21 protein-coding genes and 1 pseudogene are annotated in these 23,904 nt (G+C 70.6%); 14 read left to right on the top strand and 8 right to left on the bottom strand.

The features are described 5' to 3' along the window. Positions 1 to 251: 251 nt before the first annotated feature. The 10 genes from AC5L36_RS40690 to AC5L36_RS40645 all read left to right on the top strand — a co-directional run bounded on the left by AC5L36_RS40690 (position 252) and on the right by AC5L36_RS40645 (position 13,047). Positions 252 to 1,811: an ABC transporter substrate-binding protein gene (locus AC5L36_RS40690; protein WP_441224159.1), complete on the top strand. Its 1,560-nt coding sequence runs from the start codon at positions 252 to 254 to the stop codon at positions 1,809 to 1,811. After that, on the top strand, positions 1,811 to 2,782 hold the full coding sequence (locus AC5L36_RS40685) for an ABC transporter permease (protein WP_441224158.1): 972 nt from the start codon (positions 1,811 to 1,813) through the stop codon (positions 2,780 to 2,782). Before AC5L36_RS40690 ends, AC5L36_RS40685 begins: the two co-directional genes overlap by 1 nt. Continuing rightward, complete coding sequence (locus AC5L36_RS40680) at positions 2,779 to 3,585, top strand: ABC transporter permease subunit (protein ID WP_441224157.1); 807 nt, start codon at positions 2,779 to 2,781, stop codon at positions 3,583 to 3,585. The genes AC5L36_RS40685 and AC5L36_RS40680 overlap by 4 nt, the downstream gene beginning before the upstream one ends. Beyond that, complete coding sequence (locus AC5L36_RS40675) at positions 3,582 to 5,168, top strand: ABC transporter ATP-binding protein (RefSeq protein WP_441224156.1); 1,587 nt, start codon at positions 3,582 to 3,584, stop codon at positions 5,166 to 5,168. The genes AC5L36_RS40680 and AC5L36_RS40675 overlap by 4 nt, the downstream gene beginning before the upstream one ends. Next, entirely contained in the window at positions 5,165 to 6,973 is a 1,809-nt protein-coding gene (locus AC5L36_RS40670; RefSeq protein WP_441224155.1) for an ABC transporter ATP-binding protein, read from the top strand. The genes AC5L36_RS40675 and AC5L36_RS40670 overlap by 4 nt, the downstream gene beginning before the upstream one ends. Continuing rightward, the gene (locus AC5L36_RS40665) at positions 6,973 to 8,754 is read left to right on the top strand and encodes an ABC transporter ATP-binding protein (protein WP_441224154.1); all 1,782 of its coding nucleotides are present in this window, start codon (positions 6,973 to 6,975) and stop codon (positions 8,752 to 8,754) included. Before AC5L36_RS40670 ends, AC5L36_RS40665 begins: the two co-directional genes overlap by 1 nt. Further along, a complete protein-coding gene (locus AC5L36_RS40660) occupies positions 8,751 to 10,010 on the top strand; it encodes a CobW family GTP-binding protein (RefSeq protein WP_441224153.1) in 1,260 nt (419 codons plus the stop codon). The genes AC5L36_RS40665 and AC5L36_RS40660 overlap by 4 nt, the downstream gene beginning before the upstream one ends. Before the next feature lie 273 nt (positions 10,011 to 10,283). Then, positions 10,284 to 11,276 (top strand): CobW family GTP-binding protein, encoded by a 993-nt coding sequence (locus tag AC5L36_RS40655; protein WP_441224152.1) that lies wholly within the window; start codon positions 10,284 to 10,286, stop codon positions 11,274 to 11,276. Beyond that, the gene (locus AC5L36_RS40650; RefSeq protein ID WP_441224151.1) at positions 11,273 to 12,301 is read left to right on the top strand and encodes a WD40 repeat domain-containing protein; all 1,029 of its coding nucleotides are present in this window, start codon (positions 11,273 to 11,275) and stop codon (positions 12,299 to 12,301) included. Before AC5L36_RS40655 ends, AC5L36_RS40650 begins: the two co-directional genes overlap by 4 nt. 17 nt (positions 12,302 to 12,318) lie before the next feature. After that, positions 12,319 to 13,047 carry a class I SAM-dependent methyltransferase gene (locus tag AC5L36_RS40645; protein WP_441224150.1) on the top strand — a complete coding sequence of 243 codons (729 nt, stop codon included), beginning with the start codon at positions 12,319 to 12,321 and terminating at the stop codon, positions 13,045 to 13,047. 215 nt (positions 13,048 to 13,262) lie between these two features. Here AC5L36_RS40645 and AC5L36_RS40640 read toward each other — a convergent pair. Continuing rightward, a pseudogene (locus AC5L36_RS40640) lies at positions 13,263 to 14,012 on the bottom strand (HAD-IC family P-type ATPase); the annotation flags it as partial. A gap of 1,001 nt (positions 14,013 to 15,013) precedes the next feature. On the opposite strand from AC5L36_RS40640, the gene AC5L36_RS40635 reads away from it, so the two are divergent. Continuing rightward, positions 15,014 to 15,376 (top strand): HPF/RaiA family ribosome-associated protein, encoded by a 363-nt coding sequence (locus AC5L36_RS40635; protein WP_441224149.1) that lies wholly within the window; start codon positions 15,014 to 15,016, stop codon positions 15,374 to 15,376. Between the two features lie 32 nt (positions 15,377 to 15,408). Here the strand turns inward: AC5L36_RS40635 and AC5L36_RS40630 are convergent, their stop codons facing one another. The 6 genes from AC5L36_RS40630 to AC5L36_RS40605 form a co-directional block, all read right to left on the bottom strand. Next, positions 15,409 to 15,813 (bottom strand): hypothetical protein, encoded by a 405-nt coding sequence (locus AC5L36_RS40630; RefSeq protein WP_441224148.1) that lies wholly within the window; start codon positions 15,811 to 15,813, stop codon positions 15,409 to 15,411. After that, positions 15,777 to 16,139, bottom strand: coding sequence for a group II intron maturase-specific domain-containing protein (locus tag AC5L36_RS40625; protein ID WP_441224147.1), 363 nt, complete (start codon positions 16,137 to 16,139; stop codon positions 15,777 to 15,779). The genes AC5L36_RS40630 and AC5L36_RS40625 overlap by 37 nt, the downstream gene beginning before the upstream one ends. A 79-nt stretch (positions 16,140 to 16,218) precedes the next feature. Continuing rightward, on the bottom strand, positions 16,219 to 16,452 hold the full coding sequence (locus tag AC5L36_RS40620) for a hypothetical protein (protein WP_441224146.1): 234 nt from the start codon (positions 16,450 to 16,452) through the stop codon (positions 16,219 to 16,221). Positions 16,453 to 16,499: 47 nt separating this feature from the next. Continuing rightward, positions 16,500 to 17,717 (bottom strand): hypothetical protein, encoded by a 1,218-nt coding sequence (locus tag AC5L36_RS40615; RefSeq protein WP_441224145.1) that lies wholly within the window; start codon positions 17,715 to 17,717, stop codon positions 16,500 to 16,502. Then, a complete protein-coding gene (locus AC5L36_RS40610; protein WP_441224144.1) occupies positions 17,702 to 18,844 on the bottom strand; it encodes a HesA/MoeB/ThiF family protein in 1,143 nt (380 codons plus the stop codon). The genes AC5L36_RS40615 and AC5L36_RS40610 overlap by 16 nt, the downstream gene beginning before the upstream one ends. 315 nt (positions 18,845 to 19,159) lie before the next feature. Then, the gene (locus AC5L36_RS40605; protein ID WP_441224143.1) at positions 19,160 to 20,131 is read right to left on the bottom strand and encodes a calcium/sodium antiporter; all 972 of its coding nucleotides are present in this window, start codon (positions 20,129 to 20,131) and stop codon (positions 19,160 to 19,162) included. Between the two features lie 182 nt (positions 20,132 to 20,313). On the opposite strand from AC5L36_RS40605, the gene AC5L36_RS40600 reads away from it, so the two are divergent. The 3 genes from AC5L36_RS40600 (at position 20,314) to AC5L36_RS40590 (ending at position 23,469) form a co-directional block, all read left to right on the top strand. Then, entirely contained in the window at positions 20,314 to 20,814 is a 501-nt protein-coding gene (locus tag AC5L36_RS40600; protein WP_441224142.1) for a GbsR/MarR family transcriptional regulator, read from the top strand. Positions 20,815 to 20,989: 175 nt separating this feature from the next. Next, positions 20,990 to 21,895: an ABC transporter ATP-binding protein gene (locus tag AC5L36_RS40595; protein ID WP_441224141.1), complete on the top strand. Its 906-nt coding sequence runs from the start codon at positions 20,990 to 20,992 to the stop codon at positions 21,893 to 21,895. After that, positions 21,892 to 23,469, top strand: coding sequence for an ABC transporter permease (locus tag AC5L36_RS40590; protein ID WP_441224140.1), 1,578 nt, complete (start codon positions 21,892 to 21,894; stop codon positions 23,467 to 23,469). Before AC5L36_RS40595 ends, AC5L36_RS40590 begins: the two co-directional genes overlap by 4 nt. Positions 23,470 to 23,564: 95 nt before the next feature. On the opposite strand, the gene AC5L36_RS40585 is transcribed toward AC5L36_RS40590, so the two are convergent. Continuing rightward, positions 23,565 to 23,786, bottom strand: a complete 222-nt coding sequence (locus tag AC5L36_RS40585) for a hypothetical protein (RefSeq protein WP_441224139.1) — start codon at positions 23,784 to 23,786, stop codon at positions 23,565 to 23,567. Positions 23,787 to 23,904 lie beyond the last annotated feature (118 nt).

Below are 23,904 nucleotides of genomic sequence, written 5' to 3'. Positions count from 1 at the left end.
CAGGTTTCCCCGACGGCGCCCTCATGGGCACCGCACCCGACATCGGACCGTAGTTCGCCGACTACACCAAGGGGAATAGGCCAACAGAGCCTGTCAAGCGTCGATCGGATAACGACCTCGGTCATCGCGCGCCGGAGACGCAGTCACATCTCGCGGTGAGATCCCGATCACCCGCGCCGCGCTGCTCGCAATGAAAATCATTTGCGATAGCATGAGCGGGTCGGAGACGGGTCGGTGTGTGGGGTGGTCTGGTGACTGGTGAGCCGAGGGGCGCCGGGGTGCGGCGCCGTGCGGTGTTGACCGGCGCGCTGGCGGCGGGGCTGGCCGGTGTGGCCGGGTGCGGCGCTGACTCTGGGGCCGGGGCGGCGGTGTCGTCGTCGCCGCGGCGGGGTGGCCGGTTGCGGCTGGTCGCGTTGGGTAGCCCGACCGGTGGCCTGAATCCGTTGACGGCGACCGACGGCGCCAGCTTCATCGCGATGTTCCAGGTATATGACCAGTTGGTGCGCCTGGAGGGCGACCGTGTGGTGTTGTCGCTGGCGGAGTCGGTGGAGCCGAACGCGGACGCCACCGGGTGGACGATCCGGATCCGGGACGGGGTGCGGTTCCACGACGGCCGGGCGGTGACCGCGACGGACGTCGCGTACTCGTTGCGGATGTTCGGCGATCCCAAGCGCAGCCCCACCTTCGGTTCGCTGTACGCCGATGTGGATCTGGCGAAGCTGAAGGTCCGCGACGCCCGGACCGTCGAGGTCCCGCTGAGGCGGGCGCGGGGTGACCTGGTCGAGTCGGTGCTGGCGCAGATGTCGCTGGTCTTCCCGGACGGCACTACTGACCGGGACTGGGCTAAGGGTGTGGGCAGCGGCCCGTTCCGGTTGGTGTCGGCGGCCGCGGGCGGGGGCGTGACGCTGGCCCGCAACGGCGAGTACTGGGGTGGTGCGCCGCTGCTGGACGAGGCCACCATCGCGGTGGTCACGGATCCGGCCGCGCGGTTGAACGCGGTGCGCGGCGGGCAGGCCGACTACGCGGTCGATGTCACCCCGGCCAGCGCGCGTTCGGTGGCGAACTCGCGGGATGTGCGGATCCGTCGGGGTGGGCCGGGCAACTCGCTCGGGCGCAGCTTCGAGATGAACGTGCAGACCGACCCATTCCGCGACGCGGAGGTGCGCCGCGCGTTGCGGCTGCTGGTGGATCGGCAGCAGTTGGTGGACAACGTGCTGCTTGGGCAGGGGCAGGTCGGCAACGACGTGTACGGGCTCGGCCTGCCCGGCTACAACACCGAGCTGCCGCAACGCACCCGGGACGTGGAGCAGGCCAGATCGTTGCTGGCCAAGGCGGGCGTGACCCGGTTGACGATCAGGGCGGCCGACCTGGTGGCCGGCACCGTCGACGCGGCCCGGCTGCTGGCCGAACAGGCCCGCGAGGCAGGTCTTGCCATCACCGTGGAGCAGGCACCAGCGGACACCTACTTCGACGACTACCGGGGCGTGCTGAGTACGCCGTTCCAGGCGTTCTACTTCATCAACCGGCCCGCGGCGACGATGATCAGCACGTTCACTGGATCGAATGCGGCGTTCAACATCACCGGTGTGCGCGGCGGCGACTTCGACCACCGGCTCGCCGCGGCCCGCGCGACCGTCGACGACACGGCCCGCCGGCAGCGGTTCGACGAGCTGCAGCGCTACCTGTGGGATTCCGGTGGCGACATCGTCTGGGGGTACGCCGAGCAGCTCGATGCGGTCCGTCCCGGTGTGGATGGTGTGCGGCTGAGCCAGTCGGTGCCGCTGCTGGCCTCGGCCTACCTGCCGGCGTGATGGGCGTTTCCATGCTGGGTCGGGTGCTGCGGCTGGTGGCGGCCGCGTTGGCGTTGCTGCTGGCGGTCAGCGTGGTGTTGTTCGTGGCGGTGCAGGTGCTGCCCGGTGACCCGGTCACGCAGGCGTTGGGCAGCAACTACACCCCGGAGCGAGGTGCCGAGCTGCGGGCCCAGCTTGGGCTGGACGCGCCCGTGGCCGAGCAGTACCTGCGCTGGCTGGGCGGCGCGCTGCGCGGCGATTTCGGTACCAGCGCGGTCACCCGGACCCCGGTCGGTCCGGTGGTCGCCGACCGGGCCGGTAACAGTGTGGTGCTGGCGGTGGTCGCGTTCGTGGTGATCGCGGTGGTGGGTGTCGGCGCGGGTCTGTTGGCCGGCGCGAGGCCGGGCAGCGGGCGGGACCGGGTGGTCTCTGCGGTGACGCTGACGCTGACCGCGGTGCCGGAGTTCGCGCTCGCCGCTGTGTTGGTCGCGGTCTTCGCGTTCGGCCTGGGCTGGCTGCCGCCGGTGTCGCTGCTCGCGCCCGGGACGGGGCCGGTGTCGCAGCCGGCGGTCCTGGTGCTGCCGGTCGCGTCGCTGGCGTTGTACGGGGGTGCGTACACCGCCCGGATGGTCCGCGGGGTCGTCGCCGAGGTCGCTACCGGTCCGCACGTCGAGGCGGCCCGGATCGTCGGGCTGCCGGAGCACCTGGTGCTGCGCCGGCACGTGCTGCCGCCGGCGGCCGGAGCGATCGCGCAGGTGCTGGCGCTGCTGGTGCCGTACCTGGTCGGGGGAGCACTGGTGGTGGAAACGGTGTTCGCGTACCCCGGGTTGGGTGCGCTGTTGGCCAGCGCGGTCCGGGCCCGGGACGCGGTCCAGGTCGAAGCGGCCGGCCTGGTCCTGGCCGCCGTCGCGATCACCGGGTTCCTGGCCGCCGAACTGTTCCACGGTCGGTCCGGGCGCCAGGCGGCCCTGGCCGTGGGGGGCGGGAGATGAGAGCCGGACGGTTGCGGACGGTCGCGCTGGTGCTCGTCGCCGCGCCGGCCGCGCTCGCCGCGGCGCTCGCGTTGGCTGGCCCGCACCTGGCGCCGCACCGGGGCGACGCCATCGTGGGCATCCCGTACGAGCCTGCCCGGCCGGGCCTGCCGCTGGGCACCGACCACCTCGGCCGCGATGTGCTCTCCGGCCTGCTGGCCGGTGCTCGCGGTGTGGTAGTCGTGCCGGTCCTCGCGGTGGCGCTGGGCAGCCTGGTCGCGGTCCCGTTGGGGCTGCTGGCCGGCTGGCGGTCCGGGCGCGGCAGCCGGCTGCTGCTGCGGGCCACCGAGCTGCTGCTGGTCCTGCCGCCGCTGCTCGTACTGGTGATCGTCGTCGGTTCGCGGGCGCCCGCCGGTCTGGTCGTGGCGGTGGTCGCGCTGCTCGGCGTGCCCACCAGCGTCCGCTACCTGCGCGGCGCGGCCGCCCGAGTGGCGGGCAGCGGCTACGTGGAGCACGCCGTCGCCATGGGCGAGCGGCGGACCGCGATCCTGGCCCGCGAGCTGGCGCCGGCCCTGGCCGGTCCGATCCTGACCGACGCCGGCCTGCGCCTGGTCGGCTCGATATACCTGGTGGCCACGCTGAGCTTCCTCGGGTTCGCGCCGATCGGCGGGCAGAACTGGGCGACGATGGTGGCGCGCAACGCTGACGCCGGCGGCCTCAATCCGGCGGCGCTGCTGGCCCCGGGGTTGTGTGTGGTGGCGTTCACGGTCTCGGTGAACCTGCTCGCGGATCGCCTCGCCGGCCGACTGCGGGGTGCGCGATGACCGCGCCGCTGGACATCACCGACCTGCGCGTCACCGGTCCAGTGGGGCGGCCCGTCGTCGACGGCATCGCTCTGCGTTTGCAGGCGGGGGAACGGGTCGGGGTCGTCGGCGAGTCCGGCGCCGGCAAGACCACCCTCGCGCTGGCGGCCCTGGGGATCATCCGCCCCGGCCTGCGCCTGGCCGCCGGCCGGGTACGGCTGTGCGGGCAGGACGTCTTCACGCTGCCCGAGCGGGCGCGGCGACGGCTGCGCCGCCAGCACACGGCCTGGCTGGGGCAGGACCCGGCGGCCACGCTCACCCCGACAATGCGCGTCGCGAACCAGATCGGCGAACTGCTCGAACCCGCTGAACGCGATCCGGCCGCGATCGGCTGCCGCCTGGACCGTGTCGGCCTGCCGACCGACGCCGGGTTCCTGCGCCGGCTGCCCAGCGAGCTGTCCGGCGGGCAGCAGCAGCGTCTCGCGCTGGCCCGTGCGCTTACACGTGAGCCGCGGCTGGTGGTGCTCGACGAACCGACCAGCCGGCTGGATCCCGGCACCCGCGCGCTGGTCGTCACGGAGCTCGACCGGCTGCAACGGCAGCAGCGCTTTGCCCTGCTGGTGATCAGCCACGACCTCGACCTGGTCGCCCGGCTGGCCGACCGCGTGGTCGTCCTGCGGGACGGGGTGCAGGTGGAGACCGGCGACTGCCGGCCGACCCTGCGGACTCCCGCCCATCCGTACACCCGGCGCCTCGTCGACGCGTACCCGGATCCGCGCGCCGACTGGCCCCGCAGCGCGCCGGCCGCGGATCCCGCGGTGCTGTGCGTGCACGGCCTGAGCGCCGGATACGGTCACGGCGACGTCGTCCACGACGTTGGCTTCGAGGTACGGCCCGGTGAAGCGCTCGCCCTCGTGGGAGCCAGCGGCTCTGGCAAGTCCACCCTTGCGCGCTGCCTGGCCGGCTTGCATCAGCCCACCGCCGGTCAGGTCCGGGTCGCGGGCCATGTCCTGGCGCCGGCCGCCGAGCGGCGCAGCCCCGAGCAGCGCGGTTGGCTGCAGCTCATCCCGCAAGACCCGTACGGTTCGCTGAACCCGCACCGGCGCGTCGGCGCTGCGGTGGCCCGCCCGCTGCGGCTGCTGCACGGCATGTCCCGGCGGCAGGCCGCCGCGCGGGCGGTCGAGTTGCTGCACCGGGTGGGGCTCGGCGCCGACCTCGCCGGCCGCCGGCCTGGGCAACTGTCCGGTGGCGAACGGCAGCGGGCCGCCATCGCCCGGGCCCTCGCCGCCCGGCCGCGTGTGCTCGTGTGCGACGAGATCACCTCGGCGCTCGACCCCACCGTGGCAGACTCCATCGTCGGCCTGCTCGACGAGCTGCGCCGCGACGAGGGCGTCGCCGTGGTGTTCATCACCCACGACCTCGGCCTGGTCCGCCGGATGGCGGACACCGTCGCCGTCCTGGAAGACGGACACCTGGGCGAGTACGACACGACCGAAGCGGTCCTGAGCCGGCCACGGTCTGTGGCCGGCCGAGCGCTGGTAAATGCCGCACCGTCGCTGCACGCCACCCTCGCCACGGCTCTTTCCTTGGAGGCGTCGTCATGACCGACCAGAACAGCAACGACACACCGCTGACGCTGTCCGGTGGGGTGCGGTCGCTGCTGCCGTTCGCCCGCCCGGACTGGCCGCGGTACGCGCTGTCCGCCGTCCTCGCCGCTGCCGGAGCGCTGTGCCGGCTGGGTCCGCTGTACGTCATCCACCAGGCCCTGCGCCACTTGGTCGACGGCTCCGCCACCCGTACCGACTTCTACCGGCTGGCGCTGCTGGCGCTGGTATTCGTGGTCGCCCAGTACGTGCTGTTGGGCACGTCGATCTGGATCTCGCACCGGGCCGCGTTCGCCACCCTGTACCGGCTGCGGCTACGCGTCGGGGTGCGGCTGACCCGGGTACCGCTCGGCTTCGTTACCAGCCGCCAGTCCGGCGCCCTTCAGCGGACCATCTCCAACGACGTGGAACGGCTGGAGCTGTTCCTGGCCCACGCGCTGCCGGACCTGGTCGCCGCCGCGGTGTCCATCCTCGCGCTGACCGCGTGGATGGCAGTGGTCGACTGGCGGCTGGCGCTCGTCGCCCTCGCCACCGTGGTCGCCGGACTGTGGCTGATGAACGCGTCGATCCGGCGCAGCGGGAAGGACCAGCTCGGCGAGTACATGGTGGCGATGGGGCGGATGAACGGCTCGCTGGTCGAGCTGATCCGCGGCCTGCCGGTGGTGCGCACCTTCCACCGGCCCGGCCAGTTGTACGGCGAGACCCGTGACGCGGTCACCGACGCCGCCCGCTTCCAGGCCCGGTGGGGGCGGCAGTTCCTGCCGCTCTACACCGGCTTTCAGGTGCTCGCCGCCGGCACCGTCGTCACGATCGCTCCGGTCGCCCTGATCCTCTACCACACCGGCCACCTGACCGCCGCGGACCTGCTGTTCTTCGCCATCTTCGGGATCGGCTACGGGGTACCCGTGCTCCAGCTGACCGAGCTGAGCGTGCAGCTCGGGCACCTGTCGCTGGCCGCCGGGCTGGTTACCGCGCTGCGGGACGCCGGTGAGCTACCGGAAACCACCGACCTCGCCCAGATCGGCGAACCGGCCATGGAGTTCGACCGGGTGAGCTTCCGCTATCCCGGTGACCAGTCGGCCGCCGATGCCCTGCACGAGGTGAGCTTCCGCGCCGGACCCGGGACCGTCACCGCGCTGGTCGGGCCGTCCGGGGCTGGCAAGACCACGGTCGCGCGGCTGATCTGCCGCTTCTACGACCCTGACGCCGGCACCGTGCGGGTCGGCGGGACGGATGTGCGGGACATGCCGTTCGCCCAGCTGATGGAGCAGGTCACGTTCGTGTTCCAGGAGACGTTCCTGTTCGACGATACGGTGGCGGCCAACCTGCGCCTGGCCAAGCCCGACGCCAGTGACGCCGAGCTGGTCGCCGCAGCCCGCGCCGCCCACATCCACGACACCGTCATGGCGCTCCCCGACGGGTACGCCACTCGGCTCGGGGAGCGCGGCGGCCGCCTGTCCGGCGGGGAGCGGCAGCGGCTGGCGATAGCCCGGGCGCTGCTCAAGGGCGCGCCGATCATCGTGCTCGACGAGGCCACCGCGTTCGTCGACCCGGAGAACGAGCTCGCCCTGCAAGAGGCGATCACCGCACTCACCGCCGGCCGCACCGTCATCATGGTCGCCCACCGGCTGTCCACCGTGGCCGGAGCCGACCAGCTGCTGGTCATGGACGGCGGCCGGATCGTCGAGCGCGGCCGCCACGACGAACTGCTCGCCCGCGATGGCCTGTACGCCCGGATGTGGGCCGCCTTCGAAGGCGCGCAACAGATTTCGGTGTCGGCCGCCGTGCACGCTCAGGAGGCATGATGACCACCACGACGTACCGGGGTCCGATCAGGGCGGTGTGGCAGCTGTTCGGACCGTACCGCCGCCGCCTCGCCGTGGGCGTCGCGCTGCGGTTCGCGCAGGCGCTGGTCGGTGCGGCGCCCGTGGTCGCGCTGGTCTGGACCATCGAGCGTGTCCGCACTCAGACGCTCACCGCGCCGGTGGTCACCACCGCGATCGTCGTCATGGTGGCGGCCGCCGTCGTCCAGTACGGCCTGGCGATCGCGGCCAACCGGTTCGCCTGGATCTCCACGTACGAGGCGATCGGCGACGCCCGGCTACGCGCCCTGGAACACGTGCACCGCGTGCCGCTCGGCACGCTGCGGCAGCGCGGCACCGGCGACGTCAGCTCCGTGCTCACCACGGACTACGAGGCCGTGTCCACCTTCGCCAGCGTCGGCATGCAGCAGCTACTGGGCGCCGCCGCGCTGCCGGTCTTCGTCTTCGCCGGCCTCCTTGTGCTCGATCCGGCGATGGCCGCCGCGACCACGGCCAGCGTCCTGGTCGCCGCGCCGCTGTTCTGGTGGGCCAACCGCTACTTCCGGGCCAACGCCCTGGACCGCGGCGACCGAATGGCCGCCAGCGCCGGCCGGATCGTCGAATACGTGCAGGGAATCGCGGTGATCCGGGCGTTCGACCGCACCGGCGAACGCCTCGGCTGGTACCGCGACGCCGTGGCCGACCTCCGGGCCGTCAACGACCGCCTCGCCGTCCGGCTCACTCCGATAGCGCTGCTGACCATGGGCACCGTGCAACTCGGCGTTCCCCTGGTCGTCGCCGCGGGTGCGTACCGCCTCTTCGGTGGCGGCCTCGACGCCGCCGCCCTCATCGCCTTCCTGGTCCTCATCCTGCGCGTCTACAACCCGCTGCTCGAACTCGCCTCCAGCGTCGAACAGGTCCGCCTCGCCGACGCCGCGCTGGAACGGATCTGCCGGCTCCTGGCCCTGCCCGCCCAGACGTACCCCGACGCCCCGGTGGCCAAGCCCAGTGAGCCCAGCGTCCAGCTGGATGGGGTCACCTTTGGCTACCAACCCGACCAGCCCGTGCTGCACGACGTCAGCTTCGCCGTCCCCCCGCGCACGGTCACCGCGATCGTCGGCCCCAGCGGAGCCGGCAAGACCACCCTGCTCAACCTCGTCGCCCGCTTCTGGGACCCGGACAGCGGCGCCATCACCGTCGGCGGCACCGACCTGCGCCACCTCTCCGCCGACCAACTCTTCGACACCATCACCCTGGTACCCCAGGACGTGTACCTGTTCCAGGGGACCGTCCGAGACAACATCGCCCTCGGCAACACCGACCTCACGCCGGCCGCCGTCGAGGCCGCCGCCCGCACCTCCCAGGCCCACGACTTCATCACCGACCTACCCCACGGCTACGGCACACCCATCGGGGAAGGCGGCCAGACCCTGTCCGGCGGCGAGCGGCAACGTGTCTCCATCGCCCGCGCCGTCGCCAAGGGCGCACCCATCCTGTTGCTCGACGAAGCCACGGCCGCGCTCGACCCGATCAACGAACACGCCGTACAGCAGGCCTTGGCCCGGCTCGTCCAGCACCGCACCGTGTTGGTCGTGGCCCACCGGCTCAACACCATTCGCGACGCCGACCAGATCATCGTCCTCGAGTCCGGCAAGGTTGCCGAGACCGGAACCCACGACGAACTGCTCGCTGCGGGCGGTCTCTACACCCGCATGTGGCACGAACGCACCAAGGCCAGCCAATGGCAGCTCAACCCGACACCCCCAACAGGAGGGCTGACGTGATGCTCCCGCCGCATGCGCAACCCGGCGCAGTCGACGTGCGGACCGACACCCGACCCGCCGTCACCGTGCTGTCCGGGTTCTGGCCCGCCGCCACGTTCGCGACCGCCCGCGCGCTGCTGGCCGTCGACCCGTCGCTGCTGCTGGTCCGGCACGACCTGGCCGGCGTACGGGACGGCGTCGTGCACCGGATCGTACGCACCGGCTCCGGCGTACTGGAGGACGAGCGGGTCAGCCTCGTCCACGGCTGTGCCGCCTGCACCCTGCGCGAAGACGTGCTGCCCACCCTGGTACGGCTGGCACGACAGCATCCGTGCCACGACCTCGTCCTGATCCTCCCCGAGGCCGTGGAGCCGCAGACGCTGGCCGCCGCGTGCGAGTACTGCCTGGTCGACGGTGCCCCGGTTACCGAGGCGGTGCGTTTCGACTCGTACGTCACGGTCGTCGACGCGGCCCGCCTGCTCGGCGGCCTTTCCAGCACCGACGAACTGGCCCGCCACGGCCTGCACGCCGCCGACGACGACCATCGCACGGTCGCCGACGTGATCTCCCGGCAGATCGAGTACGCCGACACGATCGTCCTCTGGGGACAGTCCACAGAGGGCAGCTTCGACACCACCCGCCTTTCCATACTGCTGCACCGGATGGCGCCGTGGGCCGCCCACTTCACGCTCGGCGAGCCGGTCATCGACGGCACCGCGCTGGCCGCCCGGTTGCGGCACACCGGCCGGCACCGCCCGGACACCCCCGCCGTCCTGGCGCGCGGCATCGAGGGGCATACGGTCGGGGTTCACGAGCCGATCCCGGACTGCGGTGTGGTGTCCGCCGTCTTCCGCGCCCGCCGGCCGTTCCACCCCGGACGGCTGCACAAGGCCCTCGAAGGGATCACCGACGGCGTCCTGCGCTCCCGCGGCCACCTGTGGCTGGCCAGCCAGCCGGACACCGTCGTGGCCTGGGAGTCGGCCGGCGCTGGCCTTTCCATGGGCTCGCTCGGATCGTGGCTAGCCGCGCTCCCGGACGCCGGCTGGGACGAGGAAAGCGACATGCGCAGGCTGGCCGCCGCGATGGAATGGGATCCGTACTACGGTGACCGGCACAGTCACCTGGTCTTCATCGGCCTGGACCTCGATGCTGTCGGCCTGCACCGGCTGCTGTCCGCATGCCTGCTGTCCGACGGCGAACTGGCCACCGGCGAGGAAGTGTGGCGGCATTGGAGCGACCCGTTCGCCGGCTGCTTCACAACGCAGGCGCAGCCATGAGCGACCGCCGCCCCGGCCCGGTGCGGACGACACGTATGCCGGCCGCCGACAGCGGCGCCCTCAAAGCGGTGGTGCGTCAGGTCCTCGGCCTCGATGACCGGCACACGGTCGTCGTACAGCAACTGAGATGTGCCGAACCAGACTGTCCACCGGTGGAGACGGTGGTCGCCGTGCTGGCGGCCGCGAGGCGCCTCGGCGGTGGACCATCCACAAGCCACTGTCCGATGTAACCGGCCAAGACGTCCGCGACACCATCACCCCTGGAGGCCAGCTGTGACCGACACCCGGGTACCCGTGACCGTGCTCACCGGCTTCCTCGGCTCGGGCAAGACAACCCTGCTCAACCGGATCCTCACCGAGCAGCACGGCATGCGCATCGCCGTCATCGAGAACGAGTTCGGCGAGATCGGCATCGACGACGCCCTCGTCCTGGACGCCGAAGAAGAGATCTTCGAGATGAACAACGGCTGCATCTGCTGCACCGTGCGCGGCGACCTGATCCGCATCCTCGGCGCGCTGATGCGCCGCCGGGACCGCTTCGACCGGATCCTGGTCGAGACCACGGGCCTTGCCGACCCAGCACCTGTCGCGCAGACCTTCTTCGTCGACGACGAGATCCGCGACCAGCTGCGCCTGGACGCCATCATCACGCTCGTCGACGCCAAGCACATCCTCACCCACCTGGACGAGGTCAAACCCGAAGGGGTGGAGAACGAAGCCATCGAACAGGTCGCCTTCGCCGACCGCATCATCCTGAACAAGACCGACCTCGTCGCCGACGCCGAGCTGTGTGACATCCGCACGCGGCTGCGGCAGGTCAACGCCCTGGCCGAGATCATCCCCGCCCAGCACGGCAAACTCGACCTGAACCGGATCCTGGACGTGGGCGCGTTCGACCTGTCCCGCGTCCTGGAAACCGACCCGCGGTTCCTCACCGACACCGATCATCAGCACGACGCCACCGTCACCTCGGTCGGCATCCAAACGCCGGGCGAGGTCGACGTCGACAAGCTCAACGACTGGCTCGGCGAGCTGCTGGCCACCAAGGGCGTGGACATCTTCCGCTCCAAGGGCATCCTCGCCCTCGCCGGACAAGACCAGCAGTACGTGTTCCAGGGCGTACACATGCTCTTCGACGGCGACGACGGCCGCCCCTGGCGGGACGGCGAGCCGCGCACCAACCGCCTGGCCTTCATCGGCCGCAACCTCGACCGCGGCGAGCTTGAGGCCGGGTTCACCGCCTGCCTGACCGGAGCCGCCGCGTGAGCACCACCACCGCCGAAGCTCTCCTCTGGCAGACCACTGTGGACGATGTACCGGTCGCGCTCGCCACCGCGGGCGGGCTGGTCGCGGTGGCCGGCGCCGAAGGCACCTGCACCATCTACGACGCCGACACCGGCGAAACATCCGCTTCTTTGGCGGTCGACGGCGGACTGCTCGACGCCGCTTTCTCCCCGGACGGCGCCCACCTGGCGCTGACCGGAACGGCCGGATATCAGCTGTGGCACACCGCCGACCGCCGCCTCGACACACCACGAGCGGACGGCTGGTCTGCCCGCGCCCGCTGGGCCGGCGACGACCGGGTTGCCATCGCCTGCGGCCGCCACGTGGTGGTGCACGCCGCTGACGGTGCCGTGTTGTGGCAGACCGGTCCGGCGCCGAGCACGGTCACCGACCTGACCTGGCTGCGGCAGGGCCGGGAGATCGCGGTGTCCGCCTACAACGGCGTCTACCGGTACGCCCGGCACCGCACCGACCCGGTCGGCCACTACCCGTACCCCGGCTCGCACCTGGCCATCGCGGCCACCGGCAACCAGCGGTGGATCTGCACCGGTAACCAGGACCGCAGCGTGCACATCTGGCGCACCCGGGACGGCAACGAACTGGAGATGGCCGGCTTCCCCGACAAGGTCACCCGGCTGCTGTTCGATACCACCGGCCGCTGGCTGGCCAACAACGGCGCCCCGGACCTCACCGTGTGGGACTTCGCTGGTAAAGGCCCCGCCGGCACCTCCCCACGCATGCTGCGCGGCCACGACGCCTCCGTGACCGCGATGGCGTGGCGGCCCGGGACCGCCGCCGTGCTGGCCACCGCCGGCCGGGACGCCGCCGCCGCGCTGTGGCGACCCGCCACCGGCACCGCCGGCAAGCCGTCGCGCCCGGCCGCACGCCTCGACCTGGACGCCGCCGGCACCGCCCTGGCCTGGCTCGACCCGCAGCGGCTGCTGATCGCCACCCAGCTCGGCACGCTCCGTGCAATCGACACTGCCCAGCTCGCCCCAGCCCGTTGACCGAGGGAAGTGAACCGATGCCCGCCGATCCGTACGCGGAGTCCGGAGAGTTCATCGACGTGCTCAGCCAGGACGCCTGGCGAGCCCTGGGCGCCCCGATCAGCGACGCGCTGCGCCAGGCGGCGCCGGGGCAGGGACCGATCGTCGACATTGGCGCCGGGACCGGACTGGGCACCCTGCTGGTCGCGGACACCGTTCCCGACGCCGAGGTCATCGCCGTCGAACCGTCACCGATCCTGCGGGCCGTACTGCTGTCCCGTCTCGCCGCCAACGACGGGTTGCGGCGGCGCGTCACCGTCCAAGCCATCGACGTCGACGGGATGCGGCTGCCGCCACGCCTCGGCGGCGTGCTCGCGATCAACATGATCGGGCACCTGACCCCCGCGCAGCGCCGCCGCTTCTGGGCGGACCTGCGACCGCGGCTGGAGCCGGCCGCGCCGCTGATCGTCAACTTGCAACCGCCCACGGAGCCGACGGTCATCCCGGAGAGCCCGTTCACGTCGGTGCCGATCGGTCGACGCACCTACCAGGGCAGCGGCGGCGCCCGTCCCGCCGGCGACGACATGGTCACCTGGACCATGCGGTACCGGATCCTCGACGAGGACGGCGCCGTCGACAGCGAGTTCGTGGCGGAGTACCCGTGGCACGTGCTGTCCCCGCAGGACCTGCTCGACGAGCTGACCGCCGCCGGGTACGCCGCCACCGCCCGCGAGCTCGACGTGGTGGTGGCCCTACCCCGCACCTGACCCGTCACGGTCGCGTGCTCCATGCGGAGGCGCGTAGCAGCCGCAGCCCGTTCAGGGCCACGATGATGGTGGAGCCCTCGTGGCCGGCCACACCCAAGGGGCAGGTGGCCGACGATGTCCCAGGTGGCGAGCACGGTGATGAACGTGGCCGGGATGGCCAGGTTCGCGATCACGTAGCGCCGGGCCCGGCGGGACAGCGCGATCAGCGCGGGGACGGTGCTCAGGTCGTCGCGGGTGATGACCGCGTCGGCGGTCTGCAACGCCAGATCCGACCCGACCCGGCCCATCGCGATCTCGGCGTGCGCGGCGGCCACGGCCGGGGCGTCGTTGACCCTGTCACCGACCACCAGCAGGCGCTCGCCGCCGGCCTGGAGGTCGTGTACGGCGGCCACCTTGTCCTGCGGCAGCAGGCCGGCGCGGACATCGCCGATGCCCACCTCGGCGGCCACCCGCGCCGTGGCGCGGGGATTGTCCCCGGACAGCAGCGCCGGTGCTTGTCCAGTTAGGACGGTGAGCCGGGCGGTGGCCTCGGCGGCCGCGGGGCGTACCCGGTCGGTCAGCCCCAGCACGCCGGCCGGGACGCCGTCGACGGTTACCACGACGGTGGTGTGCCCGGTGTTCTCGAGGTCGGCCACCATCCGCCGCACCGGCTGGTCGGCGGCGCTCGCGCGGCCGACCGTGATCGGCAGCCCGTCGACGTCGGCCCGCACGCCCCGTCCGGGCGCAGAGGTGAATGCGCTCGCGGTGGGGATGTCCAGGCCGGCGGCGCGGGCGGCGGCCACCACGGCGCCGGCGAGGGGGTGTTCGCTGGCCTGCTCGGCGGCCGCGGCCAACGTCAGCAGCCGGTCAGGATCGGTCACCGGTCCGCCGGGCAGCGGCCGGACCGCGGCCAGTCGCGGCGTGCCTTCGGTGAGGGTGCCGGTCTTGTCGAAGGCCACCAGGCTGGTCTGGCCCAGCCGCTCCATCACCACGGCCGACTTGACCAGCACGCCGTTACGGCCGGCGGTCGCGATCGCGGCCAGCAGCGGCGGCATCGTCGCCAGCACCACCGCGCACGGCGACGCCACGATCATGAACGTCATCGCGCGTAGCAACGCCTCCGTGAATTCCTCGCCGAAGGCGAGCGGCGTCGCGAACAGGACCAGGTCGCTACCACGACGGCGACCGAGTAGCGCTGCTCGACGCACCGGACCAGGTGGTCGGCGCGGGTCCCCCAAATGCCGCTGGGGCACCGCACAAGGTGTCAATCAGCGTCCGTCTCTGTCCGAGTTCGGAGCTGCCGCGCTCGGAGTCATGACGCTCGCGGTACGGCGTCACCGCGAGTTGACCCCGGTCTGGATCGCGTTCGTGCTCGGGGTGCACCCCTTCCCGGTCGCATGACTCATCCTGCACCCCGGCCGTACACTCCGAAGCCCGTTCGGTGAAGCAACCCGACCCACATCGGCCCGCCGCGAACGCATATACACCCGCTCAACGGGTATACGACAAATGACGCCTCTAATCCACCTCCGGCTGGACAGCGTCGCCGCCATATCGATCGGACGCCAGGGGGCGGCGTCGTCAGGGACCGGCCGTCGAGGTTCGTGTCCAGTCTGACATGAGCGTTGATCGCACCGGTGTATTTCCGCATGCGGAACGCACCCCAGTGGAGAGGTAAATCGATGGCGTCTTCGTCTTTGCTGAACCGTGTCATGGCCTTCGTCCGCAGTCCGCACGGCCGTCAACTGATCGACCGGGGCCGGCAAGGCATGAACCGCCGTGGCAACCAGGGCCGACCGGGCACGGCCCACCCTGGGAACCAGAGCAAGCTGCGTACCCTCCTTTCCCGCTTCAACCGACCCCGCTGACATCACCGCCGGTGCCGCCGGCCCGACGAGAACGCTCGTGCGGCCGGTTCGGCGTACCGGCCCGGGCACGACTTCCTCGCCGGCCCCGGTGGGACGGGCGACACAGAAGGAGACCGCGCGTGCAGATCCAGGTCCACACGGACAAGAACGTGACCGTCAGCGATGGAATGGTCCAGCGCCTCCAGGCCGAACTCGAGTCCGCGCTGTCGCGTTTCAGTCATCAAATCACCCGCGTAGAGGTCCACCTCGGCGACGAGAACGCCGGAGGGTCCGGCGGCTCGGACAAGCGATGCATGATCGAGGCGCGGTCCGCGGGAAAGCAACCGGTCGCCGTCACGCACCACGCCGCCTCCGTGGGCGAGGCGTGCAGCGGTGCCGTACACAAGCTCGCGGCCCTGATCGGAAACAGGCACGGGCGGTCGAACAGCCATAAGGGCGGAGAGTCCATCCGTCGCCTGGAGGTAGGCGAAGGACTGAGCTGACCGCCGCCAACCGACGGCTCCGTGGTTACCTGTCACAGGGCGGCACGAAACGGCCGCCCTGTTCCAAGGGGACGGTTCGTGTCAGATCGTTTCGGAGCCATCGACGACGGCGCGGGCGAGTTCGGATAGCCGGCGGTTGTTGGTGCGGGCGGTGCTGCGGAGCAGGATGAACGTCTGATCCACGTCGACGTGCGGAGCCGAACGAAGGCGGCCTCCGCGCTGATACCGAGCTGGACCAGGATCATGCCGGTAGCCTGGTGCGCCTGGGCCTGGTGCGCGGTCGGGTCGTCGCGTTGCCAGGTCAGCTCCGCGGTGTCCGGCTGCGTCCCGGCCGCTGTGTCGAGCAGCAACATGGACGCCGTTTCGGCGAACGCCAACGCGTCGGCCGGCTCATGCTGGCTCAACGGCCCGGGACGGGTCCGGTACAGATCCAGCACCCCAACCGGATCGCGCCGACCTGCAGCGTTCCGAAGGTGTGCTTGCAGACCGCGTGTTTGAAGTAGTTGGCCCATCCGCGCATGATCTGGTTGAGCCGGGTCAGCACGTCCCTGGGTGGTTGCTGCGACAACCTGCCGGTGAGGGCACGGACCTTGTCCTTCAGCGACCGGATGGGCCGGTCGGCGATGAACGTGTAGACGTACCACTTGTTCGTACCTCGCTTGCGGCGCCACTGGATGCGGAACCTAAGGAAGTCGAACGACTCGCTCATGTGCACGATCCGGGTCTTGGCCGGCGACAGGCGCAGACCAAGGGGATCGAGCACCGTGGCGATCTCTTCGCGCAGGTTTTCGACGTCGTCGCGGGTGCCTGCACGAGGATGACGAAGTCGTCCGCGTAGCGGACTATCCGCCAGCTCGGCAGGCCCTTGGCGCGACGCCGGGTGCGTCGGCGTGGCGTACTGAGCACCCGCCGTCCAGCCACGGCCTGTGCACGTGCTCATCGAGCGCGCTCAGGGCGATATTGGCCAGCAGCGGGGACAGGATGCCACCTTGCGGCGTGCCGGTGAGGCTGTCCTCGTGCACCCGGGTCTCGGCGAGCACACCGGCTTTGAGGAACGCCTTCACCAGCGCGAGCATACGATCCGATAGCGTAAGCCAAGTTCGACAAGGTGCCTGACGGAGGCTTAGTTCACCGCGAACTCGGTCTTGCGGGCCTGGCTGACCCGACGTTCGCGGTAGAACACCATGCCGAGTAGGCCAAAATGGACGGCATTGACGATGAGGAACGCTATGCCGTCCCACCGCGAGAGGACGCCGTCATGCCCGAGCAAGCCGCTGACCGCGCGCATGACGAGGCCAGCTAGCACCGGGAGCACGTAGAACACGAGGTTGGCGATCGCCGCGGCGATGCCGAGCACGTAGAACGGCAAGTAAAGCCGGGCGATGCGCCGTTCCCGAGCGGGAATGCCGCTCAGATCGAGTCGGGCCTTTCCCCGCGATCGCCGCCATCGATCGTTCAGGATGGCCTGCACGTCCTGGGTGAGGTTTCCGGTCCGAAGCCAGTTCGTCAAGACGAAGTAGAGATCGGTGCGCAGGAAGATGGCGAACTGGTACGCGATCTGGGCTCCGACGATGTAGGCGATCACGGTCGGCACTCCGCCGCCGACTCCGGCCATCCGCAACGCGGTACAGGCCAACAGCACCGCCAAGTCGAAGGTCATGCCGGCCAGATACGGTGCATACCGTTCCCGCCGTGGGACGGCGCGAATTCCGCTCATGTCGGTCTGTGCGACCAGGAAGTAGAGACGCCGACTGATTGAAAGCGAGGCCACGCAGCCGCGGGCCCGCGCGGCCAGCATGTGGGCAAGCTCGTGGAGGAAGAGCATGACCCACACCAGGAGCACCAGTAGCAGCAGGTTGAGGCTGGCCTGAAGGTCGAGCAGCGCGTTCGCGGCGTGCGGGATCAGGTCGGGGCGAAGGACGAAGAGCACCGGCACGGCGAGCCACACCCCGGCGTAGAGCAGGCGCATCGGCGGCGCAAGGATCCAGGCCACCCGGTGTTGTGGCAAGGAGGCGAGCAGGCGCCAGCCACGACCGGCCGACTCGGCCGCCGCGGGGCTGGTGGCGGTGCCGTCGACGGCCTTCACGAATCCGCAGTCCAGCAGTCCCGTGACGAATTCGTCCAGCTCGGGCGCGACACCGTAGATGGCGGTGAACCTTCGCCGGACCTCGCCCAGTGTGAACCCACTGTCCAGCCAGGACAGCAGCCGGATGCCCTCGGCGGGCAAGGCGATGAACACTCCGGTCTCGGGCCGCCCGACCTCCTGGACACCGTCGTCCTCGGGGCCGATCGCCAAGGAATGAAGTTCGACGCGGGCCTGGTCCGTCAGGGCGATTCCCATGCTGCCGCCTCCTTCGTGGCCGCGGCTACGGGTCCGCAGGCCGGGCAGTCGTCGCGCCGGCGGCCGTCCATGTAGCGGAGCTCCAGGCGTGCCAGGTCGACAACCATGCGCCGGTTCAACATGGCTGGGCGCGTGGCGCCGGTCAGGTACTTGGCTGCCTCCATGGCGACGACGCTGCCGAGCAGCCCGGCGACGGGTGCCGTGCATGGGTTGGCCGCGGAATCGGAGAGGTGTTCCTGGATGTACCTGTTCATCGTTTCGAGCCACGGGAGCTCGTCGGCTCCGGCGAGTTCCACGCAGGCATAGCAAGCCGTCTCGAATGGCACGTGTAGGAACGCGCTGGCCGTGAGTCCGGCGTTGCCGCCGCGGATCCATGGCACCCGTTCGGCGATGGTGGCCGCGTTCAGCCATTCGTAGATCAGCCGCCGGGGCCGGTCCGCGGCGCAGACCAGCAGGTTCCGTCCTGCGATCATGGCGCGGGCCTGGTCCGGTCCGGACAACCGCTCCCGCACGGCGGTAACGCGGACGTGCGGGTTGACCTGTGCCAGGCGGTCGGCGGCCGCGGCGACCTTCGGCCGGCCGATGTCCTCCTCGGTGTAGAGCACCTGGCGGTTGAGGTTCGCCAGCTCCACCACGTCGTAGTCGACGAGAAGCAGTTCGCCCACGCCGAGCGCGGTCAGCGCCAGCGCCGCGTATGTACCCAGCCCGCCGACCCCGAGCACGGTGACTCTCGCGCTCTTGAGCCGATGTTGCATTTCGTATGCGGTCGCCGTGTCCGAGGGAAAGTGCGAGAAGAATTCGATGTTGCGGCGGTACCGTTCCACTTCCTCGGCCGAGAACGTCGCGGGTGGCAGCTCGGCCGCATCTTCCAGATAGCCGGCAGTGGCCAGTGCGGCTACCGCCGACGTAACGTCCTCGGGGCTCACTTTCGGGTCGTAGCGGTGCATCTCGCGGGCGAGATCGGCGTGGGTGTTGCTGCCGTCCAGCAGTTTGAGGAGATGCCAGGTGTGACCCTGTTCGTCGTCATCGAGTTCGGCGGCGAGCCCAAGATCAAAGCCGCCGATTCTGATCTTGCCATTGCCGAGCGGAATGGGCGGGAATACGGTCTTGACGCGCGGCCGTTCCACGATCTAACTCCCTGTTTTGTGCGAAAAGCGCCGACACCGATGCGTCGCTGGCCGGCGCGGAACTGTCTTCCGCGCCGGCACTCTTGGGTCAGCAGTCCCCGGAGATCGGACAGAATACGGTCGTCTCGATCTTTTCGAGCCGACGGATCTCGATCTTCATTCTCGCTACCTTTCGCTCACCGTGTCGCCAATACCTGGCAATCCCTTATAGCTCCGGCGCGGCCGGGGAGTCATTGGGTTCCGGGTGGCCTGAACCTGCAATGGCGTGAAATGACATGCCGGCCTGCCGGTCCGTCGGGCCGGTGGTAGCGGCGGTTACACGGCCAGCAGCGTGAGGACGTAGGTGGCCAGCAGCACGGCTCCCTCAGGCCGGGTCAGACGCAGCCCGCGGCGCAGCAGTACCCACGCGAGTCCGCTGCTGAGGAGCATCGTCAGCAGCAGCGCCGCCCCTGCGGTGGCCGGCCGGCCGGTGCCTGAGGCGAAGCCGATGACCGCGCCGCCGGCGAGGCTGTTGAACAGGTTGCTGCCGAAGAGGTTTCCCACCAAGAGCTCCGACTCGCCGCGGCGCTGGGCCTGCACGGTGGTGACGAGTTCAGGTAGGGAGGTGCCTACGGCGACGATGGTGAATCCGATGAGTACCTGTGAGGCGCCGAGGTCGGCGGCGATCGCGGCGGCGTTGCTGACCAGCAGTTGTGCGCCTGCCAGGACGCCGGCCAGCCCGGCGGCGGAGCGGATGGGTTCGAACCAACCCGGCGGTCGCCGTCCGGGCGTGGGGAGGTCCAGGACGGCCGGGTCTTCGGTGAACGTGGCCACGTCTTCGGCGAGCTCCTGGTTGCCGCGGGGCGTGCGGGCCCAGCGCAGCAACAGCGCCAGCGCGCCGAGCGTGGCGGTGGCGAGCACCGCACCGGCGGTCCGGCCGAGTCCGGCCCACGCCAGCGCGGCGAAGAGGCCGACCGCGCAGACGGCGAGCGGCACTTCGCGGCGGAGCACCTTCGAGGTGATCGCCATCGGACCGATGAGCGCCGCTACGCCGAGGATCAGGGTCAGGTTGAGGATGTTGGAGCCGACGATGTTTCCCACGGCGATTCCGGTGTCGCCGCGTGCCGCGGCCACCGCTGATACGAGCAGCTCGGGTGCGGAGGTGCCCAGGCCGATGACGATCACACCGACCACGACGGCGTTGATCCGCAGCCGTCGCGCGAGTCGGGACGAGCCCAGCACGAGGTGGTCGGCGGCGATGGTGAGCAGGGCCAGACCGGCGGCGGCCAGCGTGATTTGAACGAGCATGGCGTGCTCCTGGGCTCGACGTGTCTCGACATCGCCGACCAGGCTTCCCGGCACACCAGGCCGTCACGGTACCGCACCGGTGCCACCGGAAGGGATCTATATAAGACAGTTCAAAGCTATGGATCCATCGATGTTCGTTCGGTACAGTTCGTTCAGCATCCTTTGAACGCCGAGGTGTGGTGATGAGCGAACCGACGCCAGGTGAGCGCGAGTTCATCGAGCGGATCGGTATGTTCTTCGAGACCTTGGGCACCGCACGGATGATGGGCCGGATCTATGGCTGGCTGATGATCGGCCCAGAGCCACATCAGTCGATCACCGAGTTGGCGGCCGCGTTGCGGGCCAGCAAGGCCTCCATCAGCACGGTCATTCGGCAGCTGGAGCTGGGTCAGCTGGTGGAGCGGGTGCCGATGCCGGGTTCTCGGCAGCATCACTACCAGCTCAAGCCCGGCGGTTGGGCGCAGATCCTGCGTGCGCGGGTGGCCCGGCTACGGCCGGGCATCGAGGCGGCCGAGTTCGGGCTGTCGATCGTCGGGAAAGACCGGTCGGTGCAGCGCGAGCGGCTGCACGAGCTGATGGACTTCTTTGACTTCGTCGGTGTGGAGTACGGCGAGGAGCACGTGCGGCGGTGGGAGGAGCACGCCGAGAAGGCAAGGGCCCGGCGGGCGGGGGAGCGGCGATGAGGGCTGTTGCCGTCGCGCCGCGCGGACGGATGCGGTGCTCGTGTGCGGCCGCGCGTAAGGCGGACTCGGATCCGCCGCGCTGACGGTGGTAGGGCTTCTCACTCATGCGTGTTCGATCCGCATCGCGTCATGCCGCGCGGTGCCCCTCTCCTTCTCTCCATTGTGGAGTGTCAACGTGAGCGTTCAGAACGGGGCGGCGATCGACATCGCCGGCCTGACCAAATCTTTCGGCCGGGCCAAGGCGCTCGACGGGCTCGACCTGACCGTAGAGCCCGGCGAGGTGCACGGTTTCCTCGGCCCGAACGGCAGCGGCAAGACCACGACGATCCGGATCCTGCTGGGCCTGCTGCGCGCCGACGGCGGCACGGTGCGGATGCTCGGTGGCGACCCATGGCGGGACGCCGTCGCCCTGCACCGCCGCCTGGCGTACGTGCCCGGCGACGTCAACCTGTGGCCGAACATCACCGGCGGCGAGGTGATCGACCTGCTCGGCCGGATGCGCGGTGGGCTGGACCGGGCCCGGCGGGACGAGTTGCTGGAGCGTTTCGACCTCGACCCGCGCAAGAAGGCCCGCACCTATTCCAAGGGCAACCGGCAGAAGGTGGCGCTGGTCGCCGCGCTCGCTTCGGACGCCGAACTGTTGCTGCTTGACGAGCCCACCTCGGGCCTCGACCCGCTGATGGAGGCGCAGTTTCAGCAGTGCGTTCACCAGGTCAAGCGCGAAGGGCGCACGGTGCTGCTGTCCAGCCACATCCTCGCGGAGGTGGAAGCGCTCTGCGACCGGGTGAGCATCATCCGGCTCGGCCGCACGGTGGAAACAGGCACGTTGGGCGAGCTACGCCACCTGACGCGTACCTCGATAGCGGTGGAGACGGCGCAGCCGATGGCCGGTATCGACTCCTTGCCGGGTGTGCATGACCTGGTCCTGGAGGACCACCACGCACGGTTCGATGTGGACACCGCGAAGCTTGACGAGGTGGTGCGGCGGTTGGCGCCGCTGGGTGTGCGGAGTCTGACGAGCACGCCGCCGACGCTGGAGGAGATGTTCCTGCGGCACTACGGCGACCAGGACGCATCATGACCGGCTTCGGTGGGCTGTTGCGGTTCATGCTGCGGCGGGAGCGGTTCGCGCTGCCGTGGTGGCTGCTGGGCGCCGCGCTGCTGGTTCTGGTCCAGTCCACGCAGAGCCAAAACCTCTACGACACGGCTGAAGACCTGGCCAAGCTGCGCCAGACCATCGGTAGCAACACCGCCGCGATCGCGATGAGCGGGCCTACCCGCCTGCTGGATTCCATCGGTGGCGAGGTGGTGTTCGAGATCTTCTGGTTCGTGTCCGTGGTGGTCGCGCTGATGAGCATGTTCCTGGTGGGGCGGCACACCCGCTCCGATGAGGAGTCTGGCCGGGCCGAGCTGGTCCGCTCGGCCCGCGTCGGACGCCACGCCACGCTCGCCGCCGCGCTGACGCTGGCCGGGCTGGCCGACCTGACCGCCGGGCTGCTGGTGTTCCTCGTGGCCGTCGGGACCGGGCTGCCGGTCTCCGGGTCCGTTCTGTTCGGTGCGGCGATCGCCGCCGTGGGCGCGGTCTTCGCCGCGCTGACCGCCGTGGCCGTGCAGGTGTTCGAGAACGCCCGGGCCGCGTACGGGGCGGTCGCGCTCGCCCTTGGCACCGCCTCCGCGCTGCGTGCCGCCGGCGACGTCGGCAACGGCGCCCTGTCGTGGTTGTCGCCGATCGGCTGGGGTCAGCGTACGTTCCCATACGTCGACAACCGGTGGTGGCCGCTGGCCATCCCGGTGGTGGCGGTCGCCGTACTCGGCACGGTGGCGGCGGCGCTGCTGGAGCGCCGCGACTTCGCCGCCGGGTTGGTGCGACCCCGCCCGGGACGGGCTACCGCCACCACCGCGTTGGGCTCTCCGCTCGGACTGGCCTGGCGGCTCCAGCGCGCCTCGCTGGCCGGCTGGGCCACCGGCCTGTTCCTTCTCGGCGCCGCCTACGGATCGATCGGCGACAGCATCGAGCAGTACGTGGCCGACAACCCCGAGGTGGCCGACTTCCTACCCGGCGGCGCGGCCGACATCCTCGACTCCTTCCTGGCGCTGACCGCGATGACCCTCGCGCTGATCGCCGCCGCGTACGCGGTCGTCACCGCCCTGCGCATGCGCGGCGAGGAGACCTCCGGGCGCGCCGAGCCGGTGCTGGCCACGGCAACGAGCCGCGCCGCATGGCTGGCCAGCCACCTGAGTGTGGCGGCTGTGGGCAGCGCCCTGGTGTTGACCGCGGCCGGACTCGGCGAAGGCCTCGCGTACGGGCTCACCGTCTCCGACGCCGGTCAGATTCCACGCCTGATCGGCGTCGCGCTCGGCTACCTGCCGGCCGTGTTGCTGGTGGTCGCGGTCGCGGTCCTCGGCATCGGCTGGCTACCCCGGGCAGCCGCCGCGCTGTCCTGGGCCGTGTTCGGGTATTGCGCGGTGATCGCGCTGTTCGCCGACTCGTTCAACATCCCCGAGTGGCTGCGACGCGGCTCTCCGTTCGCGCATACACCGCGAGCGCCACTCGACCCGCTCACCGCGACACCGCTACTCGCCCTCGGTGCCCTCGCCGCGGTGCTCGCCGCGGCGGGGTACCGCGGTCTCCGCCGCCGCGACCTGAGTTTCTAGCCCGAGCCGCTGGGGGCCGGTCCGTCAAAAGGCCGGCCACCGGGCGGATCAGGCGGTGAGCGCGGTCAGGCCACCGACTCACCGAGATGCGGGCCTCACAGGTGTGGTGTTTCCCCGCGGAAGCTGGTGGCGCCCCATTCCCGTTCGACGATCGAGCAGAAGGTCGCATCCACCGACGCGTCGTCACCGAGATGGATTTGTGGTGCCTGGGTCCGCAGGGTCTGGTCCCTCTGCACGAGGTACGCGTAGCTAAGGGGGCAACCTGACTCTGCCACGGCTGCCAACCCTCGCCACAGATAGGTGGTCCAGCGGCTCATCTCGGCACTCCCTTTAGGCGGCGACCACGGCGAGGTCGATTGCGCGGTCGGTGCGCTCCCAGGTCAGCTCGGGCAGCTCGCGGCCGAAGTGGCCGTAGGCGGCGGTCTGCCGGTAGAT

The organism is Phytohabitans sp. LZ39, assembly GCF_059359075.1.
This window is presented reverse-complemented; position numbering and strand designations above follow the sequence as displayed.